Raw genomic sequence first — 19,305 nt, 5'->3', positions numbered from 1 at the left:
AACGATGGAGTGGTTCACCGCAGACGGGTACTGGCTCAGCCGGCTGATCTTCCAGCGGGCTCTGGCCAGCATCTACCTGGTCGCGTTTCTCACCGCCGCGCTCCAGTTCCGGGCGCTGATCGGCGAACGCGGCATGCTGCCCGTGCCGGATTTCCTGCGGCGTACGGACTGGCGCGGCGCGCCCGGCCTCTTCCGGCTCCACTACTCCGACCGCTTCTTCGCCCTCGTCTGCTGGACCGGCTGCGCGCTCGCCGTCGCACTGATCGCGGGCGTGGACGCGTATGTTCCGCTCTGGGCGGCGATGGTTCTCTGGGCACTGCCGTGGGCGCTCTATCTGTCGATCGTCCAGGTCGGCCAGACCTGGTACGGCTTCGGCTGGGAGTCCCTGCTGCTGGAGACCGGCTTCCTCGCCGTCTTTCTCGGCAACGCGGACACGGCGCCGCCCGTGCTGGTGCTGTGGCTGCTGCGCTGGGTGCTGTTCCGGGTGGAGTTCGGCGCAGGGCTGATCAAGATCCGCGGCGACGAGTGCTGGCGCAACCTGACGTGTCTGTACTTCCACCACGAGACCCAGCCGATGCCGGGACCGCTGAGCTGGTTCTTCCACCGGCTGCCGAGACCCGTCCACCGGGCCGAGGTGGCGGCCAACCATGTCACTCAACTGCTGGTGCCGGTACTCCTCTTCACTCCGCAGCCGGTGGCGAGTGCGGCTGCGGGGCTGATGATCGTCACCCAGCTGTGGCTGGTCGTCTCGGGGAACTTCGCCTGGCTGAACTGGGTGACGATCACTCTCGCCCTGTCCGCCGTCGACTGGTCCCTGTTCACCGAACCGCCCGCGCAGTCCGCGCCGCCGCTCTGGTACGAGATCGTCGTCATCGCGGTCACCGCGCTGGTCGTGTTCCTCAGCTACCGCCCGGCACGCAATCTGGTCTCCCGCCGCCAGGTCATGAACCGCTCGTTCGACCCACTGCATCTGGTCAATACCTACGGCGCGTTCGGCAGCATCAGCCGGGTCCGGCTGGAGGTGGTGGTCGAGGGCACCGACGAGCAGGAGCTCCACGACGGAACGGTCTGGCAGGAGTACGGCTTCCGCGGCAAGCCGGGCGATCCGCGCCGGCTGCCCCGCCAGTTCGCCCCGTACCATCTGCGGCTCGACTGGCTGATGTGGTTCGCGGCACTCTCCCCCGCGTACGCGGGCCCCTGGTTCGGCCAGTTCGTGGAGCGGCTGCTGGAGAACGACCGGGACACACTGCGGCTGCTGCGTCACAACCCGTTCCCTCAGGCCCCGCCCACGCACGTCCGCGCCAGGCTGTACCACTACCGGTACACGACCTGGCGCGAACTGCGGGCCACGGGACGCTGGTGGCACCGCACCTATGTGCGGGACTTCATGCCCCCCGTCTCGCTCGCTCCCTCCTGGCTCAGCCCGACCAGGCGATCTTGAACACCCAGGGGCGCTTCCCGGCCCTGAGGGCCGCCGCCGGTACGTCGATCACCAGCGAGCCGCCCGTGCTGCGCCGGCTGAGAGCCTGTCGGGTGACCTTCGATCGGATAGCGGACGCGGTCTGGTGCGTGCGATTCCAAGGCGCCGGGATGTCCTCGGATGGGGCCTCCCCTGCTCGAACGAAGTTGAGAGCTTGGGGAAGGAGCTACTAGGGCATTTCGGCAACGCGGGAAGCGTGCGTGCCAGGGCGTGGCTGCCCGGTCAGAGGTCATCCGACAGGCTCTGAGCGGCCGGTCGTGGCCGAGCAGGGTGACCCGGTCACCGCTGCGGACCGGCACGGGGCCTCGACGGTGAGGCTCGCGCCCGGCTGCGCCAGGGAGTGAAGCAGATCGCCTCCCCGTTGGTCTTCAGGCGCTCCCCCGTCTCGCGCAGTCTGCGCTGCATGATGTCGGGGATCGTGCCGTCGGCCTTCGGCCCGATGTCGAGCAGGAAGTTGCCGTTCTTGAAACCCAGTCGCCGTTGATCAAGGTTCCTGGAACCATTCCGGCATGAACACGGATCTCGTCGACCAGGCGCGACGTCTCGCTTGTGACCGATTCCCCGATGCGCTCGCGGTGATCCTTGCCGGGTCGACGGCTGCCGGGCGGGCAACTGCCCGCAGCGACTTGGACATCGCAGTGCTCATCAGGGACGGCGGCGAGACCGGCCGGGAGACGATCCGGTTCGAGGGACGTGTCGTGGAGCTCTTCGTCCACACCCGTGCCGGTCGCGTGGAGCTCTTCGCTGCGGACGTTGCTGCACGTCGTGCAGTCCTTCAGAGCATGTATGCCGCCGGTCTCGTCCTGGTCGATACGAATGGTGAGGCCGGACGTGCCTGTGCCCTGGCCGAAGCCGACCTCCGAAAGGGTCCGCCGGCGCTGGAACCGGCGACGGTCGAGACGAAGAGGTACGGGCTGACGGACGCACTGGACGATCTCACCGACGCGAGCGACCCCATCGAGCGTCTGGCGGTGGCCGGGTTCGTTCTCAACACAGCGGCCGACCTGCTCTGCGACTACCACCACGCGTGGATCGGTGGCGGGAAGTGGCTGCCGCGGCGCCTTCTGGAGGCGGACGGAGAACGTGGAGCCGCCCTGCTCGAAGGACACCTGCGGCTGTGCACGTCGGGAGACCCCATACCCGTGATCGACGCTGCATCACAGATCCTCGACCTTGTCGGCGGGCCTCTTCGCGAGGGCTATCGCAGGACTTGGCGCGGTGTCATTGAATCGGTCGCTGCGACATCCGGGCGTTGACGGAAGTTCATGACCGCGAGTCGCCGCCTGCATGGTCCTGCTGTTCGCCCAGCCCGTCACCCGGACGGTTCGGAATGGTCAGCCGCCGCATCCGGCGGCTATCCATGCACCATCGCAGGAATGCCTGTGCCGGGCGCCGGGTGGCGTACTTATCCGCGTGCCAGGTGCATAAGGGGCGAGCAGGGTGGTCAGTGCCGCCATCAGCAGGGTGCACATGGGGTGGATGCCAAGTTCCGCCTCCGCAGCGTCTTTCCGTGGGGCACCTTCGCGGCCGATGCCGGTGCGGCGCTGCTCCTCGGCTTCCTCTCCGAGGCGGTGACCGACGGGGACTTCGGGCCCCTGTTCCAGCTTCTGCTCGCCACCGGCTTCTGCGGCGCCCTGTCGACGTGGTCGACGTTCTCGTACGAGTTGCTGACCCTGACGTCGGCCCGCCACCTGGGCATCGTGGCCGGCTATCTGCTGCTCAGTATCGGCGCGGGGGTCGGGCTCTCGTTCGCCGGGGCCGCTGTGGCGGGCGCGGTCCACTGACCGGCGGATGCCCCGAAGCGGCCGAACTCCGGCCCCCCTCGCGGGGTTCGGGCCGGAGCTCGGGTGTGCAGCTATGAAGCGGTCAGTCGACGCTGGGCAGGATGTGCGGCTCGGCGAGGTCGTCCTCGTAGCCGGCCAGCCGGATCGGCGCGGACCTCGCCCAGACCTCGATGTTCAGGAGCTTCTCGGTCTTGCGGGTCCGCTCTCCGTGCCGTTCGGTCGGTCGCTTCTCGCGCTTCGCCAGTTCTGGTGTCGTCACCGCGCACTCCTTCGTGTCGCGTAACCCCGGGGCGTCGCCGACGCTCCGGCCTCATATCCGGGGGTCGACCACCCGCGAGGGGCAGGGGCAAGAACAATTCGGTCGCGGTGGCGCCGGGTACGGGGCGGGACGGCGACTTGGTTGACAAGCCTGTCCCAGGACGGTCGAGGAGGTTTTGTGGACTCCTCGATGACGTCCGTTCGCATCAGAGTAACCAAATGAGCGCGTTCACGCTCGATGGAATGTGCGCACTGGCTCACTTTCGGCCATCGAGCACGGAAAAGACCCGGCCGGGAACGAGTCCGGGGCCGGGTCCACTGCTCCGCGCAAACGCCGCGTGATCGATCGACTACCAGTTGGCGGGCGCGTAGTCCTTGAGGAAGCAGCCGTACAGGTCCTCGCCCTCCTCGCCGCGCACGATCGGGTCGTAGACACGGGCGGCGCCGTCGACCAGGTCGAGCGGGGCGTGGAAGCCCTCTTCGGCAAGGCGGATCTTGTCGGGGTGCGGGCGCTCGTCGGTGATCCAGCCGGTGTCGACGGCGGTCATCAGGATGCCGTCCTTCTCGAACATCTCCTGGGCACTGGTGCGGGTGAGCATGTTCAGCGCGGCCTTGGCCATGTTGGTGTGCGGGTGACCTGCGCCCTTGTAGCCACGGCTGAACACGCCCTCCATCGCGGAGACGTTGACCACATAGGCGCGCTTGGCGGCGGTCGCCGCCATCGCCGGGCGGAGCCGGCTGATCAGGATGAAGGGCGCGGTGGAGTTGCAGAGCTGGACTTCCAGCAGCTCGATCGGTTCGACCTCTTCGACGGTCTGGATCCAGCTGTTGGTGTCATGCAGGTCGGGTACGAGACCGCCCGCGTCGATCGCCGTTCCGGCGGCGATCCGCTCCAGGGAGGCGGACCCGGTGACCAGGGCGAGCTCGGTGACGTCCTGCGCGCTCAGGCCTTCCTTGCGGGCGGCCGGGAGGGCCGCGACACGGTCGACGGTGCCGCTGCCGAAGGTGCCGATGACCTCGGCGGCGGGCAGCTCGCCCGCCGGGAGCGGGGCGGACTCGGCGTTGACCAGTTCGCTGTACGCGTTCGCGGAGCGGCGCACGGTCTGCGCCGCGTTGTTGATCAGAATGTCCAGCGGGCCCTCGGCCGCGACCGAGTCGGCGAGCGCGACGACCTGGGCGGGGTCGCGCAGATCGATGCCGACGATCTTCAGCCGGTGGATCCACTCGTCGCTGTCCGGCATCGCCTTGAAGCGGCGGATCGCGTCGTTGGGGAAACGGGTGGTGATGGTGGTGTGCGCACCGTCGCGCAGCAGCCGCAGCGCGATGTACATGCCGATCTTCGCGCGGCCGCCGGTGAGGAGCGCGCGCCGGCCGGTGAGGTCGGTCCGTGCGTCGCGGCGCGAGCGGTTCTCCTTGGCGCACTGCTGGCAGAGCTGGTGGTAGAACGCGTCCACCTCGACATACCTGGTCTTGCAGATGTAGCAGGACCGGGGCCGCTGGAGGACGCCCGCGATCTCGGCACGGGCCGAGGACGACGGCAGGACCCCCTGGGTCTCGTCGTCGATGCGGTCGGCCGAGCCGGTCGCGGTGGCCTCGGTGACGGCCTTGTCGTGCGCGGTCTTGGCGGCGCGGCGCTCCTGACGACGGCGCTGCTTCACGGTCCGGTAGATCCCGGCCGTGGCGCGGCGCACGGCGATGGCGTCGGGGTGGTCGACCTCGATGTTGTCGAGTTCGTCGATCACGCTCAGGCAGACGGCCAACCGCTCCGGGTCGATACCGGGACCGAACTCCTCAGTACCGGGAGCGAGCTCCGGGCTGTCCTGTGTCACCGTCATTGCCGTTCCTCTGTCGTTTGTCACTCGTGGCGCCGACCGTCATACATGGTCCTGCCGGGCCGAACGCCCCGATCAAGTCTGCCATGCACCGGATGCTGCTCCGTTCGCGTGACTGCACAGGGGTTCCCCTCAGTTCGCGGGCGCGCGTGTGCATGGCTGCGCCCCTGCGCCCCGACGGCTCCTCCACGGCTCGGTCACATATGCTTCCCTGCGATACGGCCAGGGTTGAGCTGTGCCGTCCGTACAAGGGGGTGGAGAGTGACCGAACTCCCCGCGGGCGGCTCTCCCGCGCAGCCGGTGCGCCCGGCCGCCATCCCCGTACAGAACGGACTTGTGCCGGTCGGCAACAGTCTCGGCAACGGTTCGGTGTGGGACGTCGATGCCGTGATCCTGCTGGTCGAGGACGACGCCGGTGATGCGCTCCTCGTCGAGGAGATGCTCGCGGACAGCGAGCTGGGCTCCGCGCTGACCTGGTGCCGGACGCTCGCGGAGGCGCGCCGGTTCCTGGCCGGCTGCCGGACCCCGTGCTGCGTACTGCTCGATCTGCACCTGTCCGATGTGTACGGCCTGGACGCCGTCACCCAGATCGTCGAGTCGGCGCCCGATGCGGCCATTGTGGTGCTGACCGGCAGGGCCGAGGCCGATACGGGCCTGTCGGCCGTTGCGACCGGCGCCCAGGACTACCTCGTCAAGGGGCGACTCGATCCGGAGGCGCTGGGCCGCTCGGTCCGGTACGCCCTCCAGCGCAAGCAGGTCGAGCGGGCCGCCGCGGCGCTGCGTGCCAACCGGCTGATGGCGCAGGAGAACGCCCGCCTCGAACGCGGGCTGCTGCCCGTGCCCCTGCTGCGCGAGGACTCCTTCGAAGCGGTGGCGCGGTACGCACCGGGCCGGGCGCACGCCCTGCTCAGTGGTGACTTCTACGACGTGGTGCAGACGTCCGACGGCACAGTGCACGCAGTGATCGGCGATGTGTCGGGGCACGGGGCGGCGGAGGCGGCGCTGGGTGTCTGTCTGAGGGTGGCCTGGCGAACCGCGGTGCTGTGCGCCACCGGCCAGCTCGAACAGGTCCGGCTGCTGGAGGAGATCCTGGTCGCCGAACGCTCCGACCCACATGTCTTCGCCACCGTCACCTCACTGTCCTTCGCGCCGGACCGCCGTCGGGTGCGCGTGGTGCGGGCCGGTCACCCCGGGCTGCTGCTGCGCAGCGGTGCACGGGTGAGCTGGGTCGAGCCCGAGCCCGGGATGGCCCTGGGGCTGCTCCCGGGTGCGGGACGGTGGAGCGTCTCGGAGCTGTCCCTGCCCGGGGGCGGCCGGATCGTCCTCTTCACGGACGGCCTCTTCGAGGGGCGCACGGGGCCCGGTTCCCGGCTGGGCGAGGACGGACTGCTCGCCGTAGCCCGCAGACACGGGGCGCTGGCGGCCCGCGCCTTTGTGGACACTCTGGTCGACGAGGCCGCCGGGGCCGCGTCCCCGTACGGCGGTCTCGCCGACGACGTGGCCGTGCTCCATCTGGGCTGGGGACGGGGGGAGCCGCGATGAGCGGCCGGGACACATCGCCGGCCCGCCGGCGCGGCTTCGCCTCACGCCTGTCGGTCCAGAACCGGGTTCATCTGATTCTCGCCGTCTTCGTACTGGTCGTCTGCGCCGGGCTGACCGTCGGTGGCCTGGTGCTGTCCCGGATATCCGACCGCACCACCGAGCTGGTGGACCGCATCCAGCCCGCCCGCTCGTCGTCCTTCCAGTTGCAGAACGCCCTGCTGGACCAGGAGACCGGGGTCCGCGGATACGCGCTCACCGGTGACTCGACCTTCCTGCGGCCGTACGAGGCGGGGATGCGGGACGAGAGGCTGCGGCTTGCCAAGGTGCGTGCCCTCGTCGGGGACGAGCAGCCCTTCGCCCGCGATCTCGACCGGATCGCCGCAGCCGCGCGGGAGTGGCGCAGCCGGCATGCCGAGCCGCTGGTCGACGCGGTCCGCCGGGACGGCCCGGCGTCCGAGTCCTCGGCCCCGATCCGGCGGAGCAAGGGCGAATTCGACACTCTGCGGCGGCTGTACGCGACACAGCAGGCGCATCTCGACGTGGCGCGTGACCGGGCCCGCGCCGATCTGAGCACCGCCCGCACCACCCGTGACCAGGTGCTCATCTCGCTGATCGTGGGCTTTCTGCTCGCGGTTGTCTCGCTGAGTCTGCTGCTGAACCGGATGGTGGGCCGGCCGCTGCGCCGGCTGACCGCCGCCTCGGACACAGTCAGCTCGGGGGCGTTCCATAACCGGATCGAGGTCGACGGACCGTCCGATGTGCGGGCGGTGGCGGCGGCCGTGGAGGACATGCGCCGCCGCATCGTCGAGGAGCTCGCCGAATCCCAGGAGCGCGGGACGCTGCTGGCGGAACAGGCACAGGAGCTGCGCCGGTCCAATGCCGAACTGGAGCAGTTCGCCTATGTCGCCTCGCACGATCTGCAGGAACCGCTGCGCAAGGTCGCCTCGTTCTGCCGGCTTCTGGAGAAGCGGTATGCCGCGGAGCTCGACGACCGGGCGCGGCAGTACATCGACTACGCGGTCGACGGCGCCAAGCGGATGCAGGTGCTGATCAACGATCTGCTCACCTTCTCCCGTATGGGGCGGGTGCACGACAGGTGGAAGCCGGTCGACCTCGACCGCTCCCTCGACCGTGCGCTGGCCAATCTCGCGCTGGTCGTCGAGGAGTCCGGTACCACGGTCGTACGGGAGGGCCCGCTGCCCGAACCGACCGGTGACGCGACGGCGCTCTCCATGGTCTGGCAGAACCTGATCGGCAACGCGGTGAAGTTCCGCCGTCCCGACGTACCGTGCCGGATCACGGTCGGCTGTGTACGGGACGGCGACGACTGGCACTTCTCCGTCGCGGACAACGGCATCGGTATCCCGCCGGAGTTCTCGCAGAAGGTGTTCGTCATCTTCCAGCGTCTGCACGGCAGGGAGCAGTACGAGGGAACGGGCATCGGTCTGGCCCTGTGCCGGAAGATCGTGGAGTTCCACGGAGGCAGGATCTGGCTGGAGCCGGAGGCCGCCGAAGGCGCCTGTATCCGCTTCACGCTGCCGGTCACTCCCGCCGTACCCGCGCGCACCACTGCTGAGCCGCTCGTCGCGGAATCCCTCGTCGGGCGGCCCGGCCATGGCTGAGATCTGCCGGGTTCTCCGCGGAGTGGGACCGTTCGTCGCGGGTAGGCGAACGTCGAACAGCTGTCATCGAACACCCCTGCGTCGCCCTGGCTGGAGCACATGAACGAACAGGTCACCTCGCGACCGGACGGCCGCCCCGGCGGAGACCCGCTCACGGACGTTCTGCACAGCGCCGAGGTGTTCGACGGCGAGCCCGGCTGCATCGCGCAGGCCCGGGCACTGGCCGACCGCTTTCTGGTCCGGCTGGCCGCGGAGTGGCTCGCGGTGTTCGGCGAGCACACCCGCAGCGATCTCATGCTGGCCGTGAGCGAGCTGGTCACCAACGCGGACCGCTACAGCCAGGGCCCGTATCTGCTGGAGCTGGAGGGCACCGCGGAGCGCGTCAGCGTCACGGTGTACGACAGCAGCACGGCCTTGCCACTGTTCTACTCACCCGACCCGACGCGCCCCGGCGGCCACGGCATGGAGATCGTGGTGGCGCTGTGCGACCGGCTGACCGCCGAGCGCGTGCCCGTGGGCAAGCGCATCCGGGCCGAGTTCGAGCTGAGCAGCTGAGCTGTGGGGCGGGCGGGACGCCGCCCGCCCCACGACCACGGTCAGCCCGGTGCGGGCGGGGCGTCCACGGCCGAAGTGCCCCAGGCCGACGGCTCGCTGCCCACCGTGAAGGAGAGCGAACGGGTCGAGCGGATGTCGTCGGTGGTGAGGTAGGTGCGGGACTGCACCGTCCCGTCGAGCCGGGCCGACTGGATGTAGCGGTCGGTGTCGGAGGTGCCGGGTGCGCTGACCGTGAGCGATCCGCGCGGGTATTGACTTCCGCTCCCCGCCCTGGGGGGCGGGGATTCCCACCACGGTCGTCCGACCGTCTCGGTGGGTTCCTGCTTCACCGCGCTGTGCCGGTACGAGCACCGGTCTTACCTTCGCTCCACAGGCTGACACCGCCAGTCCGGCGGCCTTGGCGACGTTGACCGCCGCGTTGATGTCCCGGTCGAGGACAGTCCCGCAGGCCCCGCAGGTCCCTACGCGGATGTGCAGGGGCTTGGGGCCGTCCAGGCGGTGGGACACCCCGCCACAACCGGGTTCGACGCATCGGACGAGCGCGTCCTGCGCCACCTTGATCCGTTCGACGTCGGGCTTCACGATCCGGCGGTCGTACGTGAGGAGCCCGTTCAACTCCCCCTCGACGTCCGAGATCTGGGGGTAGACGGCGCCGTTGCCGCCCTTGCGGGCAAGCTTGCGCACCTCGTCGAGCCGGGCCAGACAATCGTCGGTGTACGTGGCCGGGTCGACCGCGATGTACGACTGCTGTACGGCCCAGGCGTGTCCCGGCACGGCCAGTCCGAGCCCCCCGTACTCCCCGCTGACCAGGGCGCGTTTCCCGTCGGGCTGCGGAAGCCCGGGGCTCGGGTAGCCGTGCGCGTCGGCGATGCCACCGTTACCGCCGTCCACCGCGCCGCAGCAGTTGAGGCCGCTCATGTTGTTGACCGGCCGGGCCGGGTCCCAGGACTTGGCCTGGTCGCCGATGCGGGCCTGGTCGTACTGGCCCCAGCCCTCGTTGAAGGTGACCCACATGACGACGGACGGGTGGCTGGAGTGTTCGTCGATCATCTCCTTCATCTCGCGCTCGTACTCGGCGCGGGCGGCGCGGGCAGCGGCACACCTCCTCGAACACGGCCCCGGTCACCCGCACCACGGAAGGCTCCTCAGAGGCCGTGAGACCCAGGACGAGTCGGAGACGCACGCCGTCGCCGCTGAGTGGCGGGACAGGCTCCACACCCTCCTGCGCGCCGATCCATCGGCGCGCGCGGAACTCCTCTCACTGCTCGACTCACTCGCTGAACCGCCCCGGAACCAGGCGTCACCCGCCGTGCACAACGCGATCAGCGGTGGCGTCCAGCACGGGCCGGTCATCCAGACCGGCCGCATCGACGGATCGGTGCTGTCCACGCCGCACAACGACTGACACATCCCCCTCCGGGTCGTTCGGATCCACCATCGGGCGACGACCTCAGGTGCGAACCGACTGGCGCAACTTCCGCGCGCTCCGGGAACGATTCACGAAGATCGGGGCATCCTATTGAGGTCCCCCTGGACGCAGACCTACACCCCACGCCTCATCCCCACCGGAACAAGGGGTGCATGCAGCATGCGGATGTCCAAGCCGGTCGTACCCGCGGCTCCCACGAATCCGGGCCTCAAGCGGGAAATCGGGCTGATCGGTCTCATCTGGGCCTCGGAGGGGTCCATCATCGGGTCCGGCTGGCTGTTCGGCGCCCTGTTCGCCGCGCAGGCAGCCGGCACGGCGGCGCTCATTTCCTGGGGAATCGGGGCACTCGCCATCATTGTGCTGGCGTTCGTCCACGCCGAACTGGGGGCCATGTACCCGGTGGCGGGCGGCACCGCCCGATTCCCGCACTATGCCTTCGGCAGTGCCGCCGGTGCGTCCTTCGGATGGTTCTCGTGGCTGCAGGCTGTCACCGTGGCGCCGATCGAGGTCATGGCGTCGCTGAACTATCTCAGCGTCCACGCCACCTGGGTGCAGACCGGCAAGAATCACCTGACACCCGCGGGGTACGGGCTGGCTGTCGCGTTCATGGCGTTCTTCGTCGTCGTCAACTTCCTCGGCGTCAAATGGCTCGCCCACACCAACAGCGTGGCGACGTGGTGGAAAGTGGCCGTCCCCGTCTTCACCATCATCGTGCTGGCCGCCACCACCTTTCACAGCGGCAACTTCGGCTACCAGGGCTTCGCCCCCTTCGGCGCCAGGGGCGTGCTCTCCGCCATCAGCACCAGCGGCATCATCTTCGCGCTCCTCGGCTTCGAGCAGGCCGACCAGCTCGCGGGCGAGAGCCGTGACCCGGCCAGGGACATCCCGCGGGCGGTGATCGGCTCCATCCTCATCGGCGTCCTCGTCTATGTGGCGCTTCAGGTCGTCTTCATCGCCGCCCTGCCGCACAGCGCGTTCGCCCACGGCTGGGCCAATCTCTCCTTCAGCGGAAAGGCGGGCCCGTTCGCCGGGCTCGCCACCTCCGTCGGACTCGGCTGGCTCGCCACGCTGTTGTACATCGACGCGGTCGTGTCACCGTCCGGTACGGGCCTGATCTACACCACCGCCACCTCTCGGGTCTCCTACGGCCTGTCCCGCAACGGCTACGTCCCCGCGGTCTTCGAGCGCACCACCAAGCGCGGCGTCCCGTGGTTCAGCCTGCTCTTCGCGTTCGTGACCGGCCTCATCGTGTTCCTGCCGTTCCCCACGTGGCAGAAGCTGGTCGGCTTCGTCACGTCCGCGAGTGTGCTGATGTACGCGGGGGCGCCGCTCGCCTTCGGATGCCTGCGCAAGCAGGACCCGGACCGGCCTCGCCCGTACCGGCTGCCCGGCGGGATGTTCTGGGCGCCCGTGGCCTTCATCGTCTCGAACCTGATCATCTACTGGGCGGGATGGGACACCCTGTGGCGGCTCGGCGTGGCCATCGTGCTCGGCTATCTACTGCTGGGCGGCTCCGCGCTGCTCAAGCTCAACCCAAAGGTTCCGCACATGGACTGGCGGTCCGCGCAGTGGCTGCCGGTGTACCTCGTGGGCATGGGGCTGATCTCCTGGCAGGGCGGCTTCTGCAGCACCGGCCCGGCGTCGTCGGCGTCCTGCGGTGCGACCGATGCCGTGCCGCTGTGGTGGGACATCGTGCTCATCGCCGCGTTCAGCCTGGTGATCTACTTCTGGGCCCAGGCCGTGCGGCTCCCCGACGAGGAGACCCAGGAGTACATCGGCTCCGTCGAGGTGGTGCCCGGCGGGTGACCGGCCTCCCGCCCGGTTCCGGCGCGTCCGGGTGTCAGACGTTGTCGAAGACGCAGTCTCCGCACAGACCGCCGCCCGGGCAGCGGTAGTACAGGCAACAACTGCGACGGCGGAACGCCGGGTCGTGCGGGGCGCCGGTGTTCCGGAGGTCCGGGTGGTCGAGGAGTTCGGCGGCCAGGGCGCGGGCCCGGCCTGACATGTCGGGGCGGCGGTGGACGCGGGCCCAGGTGACCAGTTCGCGCAGGGCTCCCGCCAGCGCCGACCCCACGTTGCCCCACAGCAGCCCGTTCGACAGGGGGCCGTCGCGGTGGATCGCCTCGGCGAGGGGCACGAGATGGGCGTACTGCACGGCTTCCCGAATCCGGGCGGCGGTAGCGGGCAGCGATTCGGCGGTGCTCAGCCACAGGTCGTCGGGGGCGGTGTGCTGTGGGTCCCAGTGCAGGGCACCGGGCGAGAGATCGGGGAAACGGCCGGTCAGGGCCGCCGGGCCGAGTGCGATCGACCAGAGGCGGGAGGCCAGCCCCAGGTGTGCGACGGAGGCGGCGACCCTGCGCTCAGGGGTACGGAGCCGGGTGGCGACCGTGTCGATACGGGCCGTGAGTGGTGCGACCTCCCCCGCGTACAGCAATGCCAGCGGGCGATGCGCCCCGTCGGACGGTGAAGCGGTACGCAGTGTGAAGAAACCGCCCACCGAGGCCGCTGCCGGCTCGTCCATCGTGCTGCTCCTTCTCGGCTCCGCGGCCGCCACTGGTGACATCGCGGGCACCTGGAGCACCGCGACCCGCCGTTCACCGTAACCCCTCGGGGTGATCGCTCCGGGGCCCTCCGGGGGGAGGACTACCGTCGGGAGGAGGACACTGGGAGTAGTCACGTACTACCAAGGCAGTACGCAGGATTGCCGCCTCAAGGACGACGACGCAGCGGCTTTGAAGGGACATCGTGGTGTACATGAGTTCCCTTGCGCTGTCCGTGCTTCTGTCACTGGTCTCCGCGGTCGCCTACGCGGCCGGGGCGATCGTCCAGGAGCACGTGGCCACGGCTGGAGACGGCCGCTCGCTCGCACCCTTGCGCAACCGTGTCTGGTGGGCCGCCGTGACAATGAACGGCGTGGGCGCGGTGCTGCATGTCATGGCGCTGGCCTACGGTCCGCTCAGTCTCGTCCAGCCGCTCGGTGCGCTGACCATCGTCTTCGCCCTGCCGATGGCGGCACTCTTCGTACGCCGCCGGGCGGGTGCCATCGCATGGCGCGGCGCGATCATGGCGACCGTCGGTCTGGCGGGCCTGCTCGCGCTCACCGGGAACGCCGAGTCGCACACCCTGAGCGGCCCGGATCAGCTGACGCTCGCCGGCGTGACGCTCGGTGCGGTCGCAGCGCTCTTCCTGATCTCCAAGGGCTTGCACCGGCCGGTGGTACGGAGTGTGATCCTGGCCGGGGCCGCGGGCGTCGCTTTCGGTATCGCCTCGGTGTTCACGAAGACCGTGGCCGTGCAGTGGACCTCCGGTGCGGCAGGGGCCGGAGTGCCGGCGCTGCTGGCGATAGGCACGTTCGCGGCCGCCGGGCTGCTGCTCTCCCAGGCCGCGTACCGGGGAGCCGGGCTGACCGTGCCGCTGGCCACGGTGACCGTGGTGAACCCGGTGATAGCAGCGGCTGTCGGCATCACCATGTTCGATGAGCAGTTCCGGCACGGTACGGCGGGCACCATGCTCGCGCTGACCTGCGGGGTGGTCGCCGCGGGCGGGCTGATACTTCTCACGACGGAGCGGCTGGGCGCGGAGCACCGCGCCGGGCAGCCGGCCGCGAGCGAGTACCCGGACGCTCTGGGGGACGGGGCGGACGCGGAGCCCGGCGCCGGGGGTATTGCGGAACCGGCGGTGGATCCGGCCCGGCCGGCTGCGACGCAGAAGGTCGTCATTCTTCCCGAGCCCGTACCGCCGACGCCCGCCGCGGCCGTCGAGACGATCGCGGAAACGTTCTCGGCAGCCCCTGTGATGCCTCTGATGGCGCCGCTGGAGCATCGCCTCGGGCAGGTGGAGTTCGAGCCCGGGCGATCGTCGCACACCGGCACCGCAGCACGGCGGGGCGGCGTGTCCGGGAAGCCTGCCGCGCCGGCTGACACAGCCGGGACCCAGGGGGTCGTTCAGACGCTGACGCCGCCCGCCCTCAGGTAGGCCAGCGGGTCGACGTCCGAGCCGTAACCGGGGCCGGTACGGATCTCGAAGTGCAGGTGCGGACCGGTGACGTTTCCGGTGGAGCCCGAGCGCGCAATCCGCTGGCCTGCGGAGACATGCCGGCCCTCACGCACATGAAGCGCGGACAGATGCGCGTACTGGCTGTACTTTCCGTCGCCGTGCCGGATGACGATCTGGTATCCGTACGCCCCCGCCCAGCCCGCCGAGACGACCGTGCCGGAGCCGACCGCCTTCACCGAAGTGCCGGTCGGGACGGGAAAGTCGACACCGGTGTGATAGCCACTGGCCCAGGAACCGGCCTGCTGGTACGGGGTTCCGATACCCGCCGCAACGGGCGCGACGAGACCATCGGAGTGCTTCTCCGCCCGCTGCGGCTTGTGGCTCTCGGCCTGCTTCGGGTGTTGCTTCGGCTTGGTGGTCCGGTGCTGCGGCTTCGCGGCCTGGTGTTGCGACGTGGCTGGTTGTTGCTTCGGCTCGGTGGTCCGGTGCTGCGGCTTCGCCCTCTGGTGCGGTGCGGTCTTCGGCTCCCCGGCCGGTGTCGAGTCCGTCCTGGAACCCGCCTTCGGTGCCTGGGCCACATCCAGGCTCAGGCGCTGTCCGGGAAAGATGAGATCCGGATCGTCCCCCACGACCGTGCGGTTCGCCGCGTACAGGTGCTGCCAGCCGCCACGGACATGCTCACCCGCCGCGATCGCGGAGAGCGAGTCGCCGCCGGCCACGGTGTACGACTCGCGCTTGCCGGGCACCGTGGTCGGCTTGGCGGGCGTGGTCGTCCGCTTCGTCTCCGGCTTCCCGGCGGCAGCCTTCCCGGGCGCCTGTAAGTGGCCGGTCCGCTCCGACTGCGGGTTGATGCCGGGGGCTTCCCCGCCACTGGTCAGCCCCGCCCGTGTCGAGCAGCCCGGCCAGGCGCCGGGTCCCTGCCCTTCGAGCACCTTCTCGGCGATGGCTATCTGCTGGTCCTTGGTGGCCAGATCGGCGCGCGGGGCGTAGACCGTGCCGCCGTAGGCCGCCCACGTCGACCGGGTGAACTGAAGGCCACCGAAGTAGCCGTTGCCACTGTTGATGTGCCAGCTGCCGGTGGACTCGCAGGTGGCTACCTTCTCCCAGACATCCGTCGAGGCGGCGCCTGCCGAGGCGGCTGCGATGAGCGGAAGCGCGATGCCCGCACCGCCGGCGGTGACCGTGAGCGAGGCACGGTTGAGCCGGCTGGGCTGATATCTGCGGTGCCGTCCGTTTGCGGCCATGACTTGGCTCCCCCACTGACAGTAGGACACGTCGCAAGCGCCCAACTTATGGGCAGACAAAGGCCGATGACAAGGGAGCGATAGCGACTCATCCGTCACGGGCGGCCCAGGGGACACCGCCGCCCGAGGTTTGTGGCCGGTGCACTCGTCAGCCCTCGTACCGTGCTGCCGGGTACGAGGGTTGACGACTGCGCCGGTCATCCGGCCTTCTCCGGAAGAGAGTTGCCTGGCGTGTGGCATCGCGGCTGAAGACCGATCGCGCCCACGGACAGCCGACCGGGCTCATCCCGACGCACCAGGCGAGCGCGATGATCGCGCTGTTGCCGGTCTCGGTGCCCATCAGCAGGCCGCGCAGCGTCTCGGTGACCGCTGTGAAGGGCTGGTGCTCGGCGAACCAGCGCAGCCCGGTGGCATGAACTCCGGTGGGACGATGGCGCCGCCGAGGAAGGGGAGGAACGTCAGCGGCATGGGGATGTTGCCGGCGGTCTCGGGGTTCTTGGCCACCAGCCCGATCGCTGCGGCCGGCCAGGTGAGCGCCCGTGCGAGCAGAGCGAGGACGGCGACGGCCAGGAGCCACTCGACGGGCGTGGCGTCGGGCCTGAAGCCCATGAGCAGCGCGGCACCCATGACGAGCGTGGTGCTGACCCGGGACTGGATCACGCTGCCGACGACATGTCCGGTCAGGAACGAGGCGCGGGAGATCGCCATCGTACGGAACGGGTTGACGATGCCCTCGGTCATGTCGATACAGACGCCGGTCGCGGTGGACAGGGCGCCGAGGCGGGCGGCCATTCCAGGGGCGCGGTGAGTCGCTCGGCCAGGGCACGGGCTTCGCCCCCGCCCGCGTCCGCGGCCGCGTCCGCGTCCGCGGCCAGCTCGTACCGGAGGTTGTCGACATACGGCGTGAAGTCCATCGCGGCGCCATTTTGGCGCCGCGATGGCTCAGGCGGTTGCTCCGGGGCTCGGAACGAGACCTGGAACGAGCCCGTCACCACCACCGACCTGCCCGCTTCAGTCGAGCAGCGCCTCCCGCAACCGCGCAGCGAACGCATCAGGATCCTCGGTGGAACCGGTGTGTCCACCGGGGAACTCCACGAGCCTGCCGCCGACCTGGTCCACCAGCCGGGCACCCGGAATCGCCGTGAGCAGGCTGCGGGAGTCCTGCCCGACCCCGATGGTCAGCTTCTGGGCGCCGCGCCCAAGGGCCTCCAAGTCCGGTACGTAACTGCTGAACGGGCACAGCACGTGTTCCAGGAAGACCGGGAGGTTGGCGCGCATCCGCCGGAACGCCTCGGCTTCCCGCGGGGACGGCTCGGCCGCAACCGCCCGAGGCCCACCCTCGGCCGGACGGTCCGCCTCCGGACCCATGAGGCCCTCGGTCATGGTGGCCAGAGCCGCTTCCACCCCGTCCCTGCGGTTGGAGTCGCGTACGGCGGCGAAGAGCTTCCGCCCCTGTTCCGGATCGGGCAGCAGCTCCACCATCGGCGGCTCGTGCGCGATGACCCGGTCCAGCCGCTCCGGGTGGCGGCTGAGCAGGTCCAGGGCGACGACGGCACTCGAACTGGAACCGAAGACGGCCACGGGGCCGCCGTCCGGCGACAGCAGCTCGATCAGCCGAAGGGCGTCCTCGCTCTGCGCCTCCACCCGCTGGTCGCCGGTCTCGCCGTCGAGCAGGCTGCGCGAGTATCCGCGCGGGTCGAAGGCGACGACGGTCCACCGGTCGGCCAGCCGCACCGCCAACCGGTCGTAGATCCCCGCGTCGGCGCTCCCGCCGGACATCATCAGCAGCAGCGGCCCTTCGCCGCGCACCTCGTAGTACAGCGTCGCCCCGGGCACCTTCAGTCGGCCGGTGCGGGCCGGCGCCATGCGGTCAGTCATCGTTCTCCCCCTTGTTGTTGTTCGTCCTTGTTCTTGTCAGTCGCAGTTGGCCAGTGCTCCAGCAGGAAGTGCAGGGCCTCGACGGACCGCTCCCAGGACGTCTGTACATCGCGGGGTGCGCCGAAGCCTCCGCTCGCCTCCAGGGCGCAATAGCCGTGGAAGGTGCTGCGCAGCAGCCGTACCGCGTCCGTGAGATCGGGCTCGGCCAGGCCGTAGGCGCGCAGCATCGCGCCCGTGGTCTCGATGGTGCGGTGATACGCGGACGACCGGGCGGCGACGGCGGGGTCCATCCGCATCTGCGTCGCCTCGTACCGTCCGGGCCGCTCCAGAACGAAGCTCCGGTAGGCGCCGGCGAACGCGACCAGGGCGTCCTTCCCGGCCCGGCCCGCCACCGCGGCGCCGATCCGGTCGATGAACTCACCCGCGGCCAGCAGCGCGACCCGGGTCCGCAGATCGTTCAGATTCCTGACGTGGGAGTACAGGCTGGCGTCCTTGACCCCGAAGCCGCGGGCCAGTGCGGAGATCGTGACCTTGTCGAAGCCGATGGAATCGGCCAGATCGGCCGCCGCTTCCACCACACGTTCGGCCGTGAGACCCGCGCGGACCATCCGCCACCTCCACCGGAGCGATACCTAGACCTCCTAGGCATTTTCTTAATATACATAGGCACGCGCGGGACCGGCCCGCCGGGGACAGCCGTGTGATCGATCGGCGCGTCGACGAACGCGGACCCGGAGCCGGACCCGAAGCTGAACAGGGCGCAGCCGAGGTCTCGGCAGCCAAGGCTCCCCTTGTCAGTCGAGGACGGCGAGGTGAAGTCGCCGGAGGCGTGCGGGGTCGGCGATCACGTCGTACTCGGCGATCCTGTCGTCCTCGATGGAGAAGGTGAGCGCGAACAGCAGCCGGCCGTACGGGGCCACGACGACTCCCACCGCGCCGTCGACCAGGGCCAGTTCGGCGAGCCGCGACCGGCGGGCAAGGGCAGCTGTCCCCTCCGCCACGGCCCGCGCGCCGCGGACCTCGGTCGCTCCGCCCGGCGGCAGGGCCGCAGGGTCGGCGCGGCGCATCACATCGGGGGCCAGCACGGCAAGGATCGCAGTGAAGTCGCCGACCCGCGCGGCGGCCAGGAACGCCGAGACGACCTGCCGGTGCCGGGCGAGCTCGGCCGCCGAGACCACCGGGCTGCCCTGTACCTTGTGGCGCGCGCGGCTGGCGAGCTTCTTCGTGGCGACGGGCGTGCGCTCCACGATGGGCGCGATCCGGTCGAACGGCACGGCGTACATATCGTGGAGAACGAACGCGACCCGTTCGGCGGGGCTCAGCGTATCCAGCACCACGAGCAGGGCGCGGCCCACCGATTCGGCCAGCAGCGCCTCGTCCTCCGGGGGGCTCCCCTGCGAAGGGTTCGAGAGCTGGTCGAGCACTTCCTGCTCGGTCAGGTCCTCCCGCCGCGTTCTGCGGGAGCGCAGCATGTCGAGGCAGGTACGGGTCACCACGGTGCGAAGCCAGCCGGCCAGGTTGTCCACATCGTCGGCATCGACCCGGCCGAGGCGGAGCCATGCCTCCTGCACGGCGTCATCGGCCTCGTCGAGTGAGCCAAGCACCCGGTAGGCGACGGCCCGCAGTCGGCCGCGCTGCGTCTCGAATCGTTCCGCCAGTCCATCGCGCTCGTCCACCGGTCACCT

17 protein-coding genes and 3 pseudogenes are annotated in these 19,305 nt (G+C 70.0%); 9 read left to right on the top strand and 11 right to left on the bottom strand.

All coding sequences use genetic code 11. The features are described 5' to 3' along the window. Window positions 1-4: 4 nt before the first annotated feature. A complete protein-coding gene (locus ACIPEK_RS24440; protein ID WP_401999686.1) occupies window positions 5-1,441 on the top strand; it encodes a lipase maturation factor family protein in 1,437 nt (478 codons plus the stop codon). A gap of 284 nt (window positions 1,442-1,725) precedes the next feature. Here ACIPEK_RS24440 and ACIPEK_RS24435 read toward each other — a convergent pair. Then, a pseudogene (locus tag ACIPEK_RS24435) lies at window positions 1,726-1,945 on the bottom strand (alpha-L-fucosidase); the annotation flags it as partial. 44 nt (window positions 1,946-1,989) lie between these two features. Here ACIPEK_RS24435 and ACIPEK_RS24430 point away from each other — a divergent pair. Together ACIPEK_RS24430 and ACIPEK_RS24425 are read left to right on the top strand one after the other, a co-directional pair. Beyond that, the gene (locus ACIPEK_RS24430; RefSeq protein WP_401999683.1) at window positions 1,990-2,736 is read left to right on the top strand and encodes a nucleotidyltransferase domain-containing protein; all 747 of its coding nucleotides are present in this window, start codon (window positions 1,990-1,992) and stop codon (window positions 2,734-2,736) included. A 9-nt stretch (window positions 2,737-2,745) separates the two neighbouring features. Then, window positions 2,746-3,264 (top strand): CrcB family protein, encoded by a 519-nt coding sequence (locus tag ACIPEK_RS24425; protein ID WP_401999680.1) that lies wholly within the window; start codon window positions 2,746-2,748, stop codon window positions 3,262-3,264. Window positions 3,265-3,346: 82 nt separating this feature from the next. On the opposite strand, the gene ACIPEK_RS24420 is transcribed toward ACIPEK_RS24425, so the two are convergent. Together ACIPEK_RS24420 and ACIPEK_RS24415 are read right to left on the bottom strand one after the other, a co-directional pair. Next, the gene (locus tag ACIPEK_RS24420; RefSeq protein ID WP_383077176.1) at window positions 3,347-3,523 is read right to left on the bottom strand and encodes a hypothetical protein; all 177 of its coding nucleotides are present in this window, start codon (window positions 3,521-3,523) and stop codon (window positions 3,347-3,349) included. Window positions 3,524-3,872: 349 nt separating this feature from the next. After that, the gene (locus ACIPEK_RS24415; RefSeq protein WP_401999677.1) at window positions 3,873-5,357 is read right to left on the bottom strand and encodes an SDR family NAD(P)-dependent oxidoreductase; all 1,485 of its coding nucleotides are present in this window, start codon (window positions 5,355-5,357) and stop codon (window positions 3,873-3,875) included. A 258-nt stretch (window positions 5,358-5,615) separates the two neighbouring features. Between ACIPEK_RS24415 and ACIPEK_RS24410 the strand changes: the two genes are divergently transcribed. The 3 genes from ACIPEK_RS24410 (at window position 5,616) to ACIPEK_RS24400 (ending at window position 9,073) form a co-directional block, all read left to right on the top strand. After that, on the top strand, window positions 5,616-6,896 hold the full coding sequence (locus ACIPEK_RS24410) for a PP2C family protein-serine/threonine phosphatase (RefSeq protein WP_401999674.1): 1,281 nt from the start codon (window positions 5,616-5,618) through the stop codon (window positions 6,894-6,896). Continuing rightward, entirely contained in the window at window positions 6,893-8,518 is a 1,626-nt protein-coding gene (locus ACIPEK_RS24405) for an ATP-binding protein (protein ID WP_401999671.1), read from the top strand. The genes ACIPEK_RS24410 and ACIPEK_RS24405 overlap by 4 nt, the downstream gene beginning before the upstream one ends. 99 nt (window positions 8,519-8,617) lie before the next feature. Further along, complete coding sequence (locus ACIPEK_RS24400) at window positions 8,618-9,073, top strand: ATP-binding protein (protein ID WP_383077184.1); 456 nt, start codon at window positions 8,618-8,620, stop codon at window positions 9,071-9,073. A gap of 41 nt (window positions 9,074-9,114) precedes the next feature. Here the strand turns inward: ACIPEK_RS24400 and ACIPEK_RS24395 are convergent. Next, a pseudogene (locus ACIPEK_RS24395) lies at window positions 9,115-9,324 on the bottom strand (hypothetical protein); the annotation flags it as partial. A 210-nt stretch (window positions 9,325-9,534) separates the two neighbouring features. Next, a pseudogene (locus ACIPEK_RS24390) lies at window positions 9,535-10,153 on the bottom strand (glycoside hydrolase family 2 TIM barrel-domain containing protein); the annotation flags it as partial. Between ACIPEK_RS24390 and ACIPEK_RS24385 the strand changes: the two are divergent. Then, complete coding sequence (locus ACIPEK_RS24385) at window positions 10,086-10,478, top strand: hypothetical protein (RefSeq protein WP_401999668.1); 393 nt, start codon at window positions 10,086-10,088, stop codon at window positions 10,476-10,478. The pseudogene ACIPEK_RS24390 and the gene ACIPEK_RS24385 overlap by 68 nt on opposite strands. A 183-nt stretch (window positions 10,479-10,661) precedes the next feature. Further along, complete coding sequence (locus ACIPEK_RS24380) at window positions 10,662-12,308, top strand: APC family permease (RefSeq protein WP_401999665.1); 1,647 nt, start codon at window positions 10,662-10,664, stop codon at window positions 12,306-12,308. A gap of 34 nt (window positions 12,309-12,342) precedes the next feature. Here the strand turns inward: ACIPEK_RS24380 and ACIPEK_RS24375 are convergent, their stop codons facing one another. Further along, window positions 12,343-13,023 carry a (2Fe-2S)-binding protein gene (locus tag ACIPEK_RS24375; RefSeq protein WP_401999662.1) on the bottom strand — a complete coding sequence of 227 codons (681 nt, stop codon included), beginning with the start codon at window positions 13,021-13,023 and terminating at the stop codon, window positions 12,343-12,345. Window positions 13,024-13,247: 224 nt separating this feature from the next. On the opposite strand from ACIPEK_RS24375, the gene ACIPEK_RS24370 reads away from it, so the two are divergent. Continuing rightward, window positions 13,248-14,477 (top strand): DMT family transporter, encoded by a 1,230-nt coding sequence (locus ACIPEK_RS24370; protein ID WP_401999659.1) that lies wholly within the window; start codon window positions 13,248-13,250, stop codon window positions 14,475-14,477. Here ACIPEK_RS24370 and ACIPEK_RS24365 read toward each other — a convergent pair. The 5 genes from ACIPEK_RS24365 to ACIPEK_RS24345 all read right to left on the bottom strand — a co-directional run bounded on the left by ACIPEK_RS24365 (window position 14,447) and on the right by ACIPEK_RS24345 (window position 19,296). After that, window positions 14,447-15,742: a transglycosylase family protein gene (locus tag ACIPEK_RS24365; RefSeq protein WP_401999656.1), complete on the bottom strand. Its 1,296-nt coding sequence runs from the start codon at window positions 15,740-15,742 to the stop codon at window positions 14,447-14,449. The genes ACIPEK_RS24370 and ACIPEK_RS24365 overlap by 31 nt on opposite strands. 339 nt (window positions 15,743-16,081) lie before the next feature. Beyond that, window positions 16,082-16,534 (bottom strand): ABC transporter permease, encoded by a 453-nt coding sequence (locus ACIPEK_RS24360; RefSeq protein WP_401999653.1) that lies wholly within the window; start codon window positions 16,532-16,534, stop codon window positions 16,082-16,084. Between the two features lie 219 nt (window positions 16,535-16,753). Next, on the bottom strand, window positions 16,754-17,620 hold the full coding sequence (locus ACIPEK_RS24355; protein ID WP_401999650.1) for an alpha/beta fold hydrolase: 867 nt from the start codon (window positions 17,618-17,620) through the stop codon (window positions 16,754-16,756). Continuing rightward, window positions 17,617-18,228, bottom strand: a complete 612-nt coding sequence (locus ACIPEK_RS24350; RefSeq protein ID WP_401999647.1) for a TetR/AcrR family transcriptional regulator — start codon at window positions 18,226-18,228, stop codon at window positions 17,617-17,619. The genes ACIPEK_RS24355 and ACIPEK_RS24350 overlap by 4 nt, the downstream gene beginning before the upstream one ends. Before the next feature lie 186 nt (window positions 18,229-18,414). Then, window positions 18,415-19,296: a sigma-70 family RNA polymerase sigma factor gene (locus tag ACIPEK_RS24345; protein ID WP_401999644.1), complete on the bottom strand. Its 882-nt coding sequence runs from the start codon at window positions 19,294-19,296 to the stop codon at window positions 18,415-18,417. Between the last annotated feature and the right edge of the window lie 9 nt (window positions 19,297-19,305).

It is taken from the genome of Streptomyces sp. NPDC088246, assembly GCF_044741025.1.
In the GTDB taxonomy this organism is placed as follows: domain Bacteria; phylum Actinomycetota; class Actinomycetes; order Streptomycetales; family Streptomycetaceae; genus Streptomyces.
The sequence above is the reverse complement of the archived record's forward strand: the minus strand, read 5'-3'. Positions and strand labels throughout refer to the sequence as shown.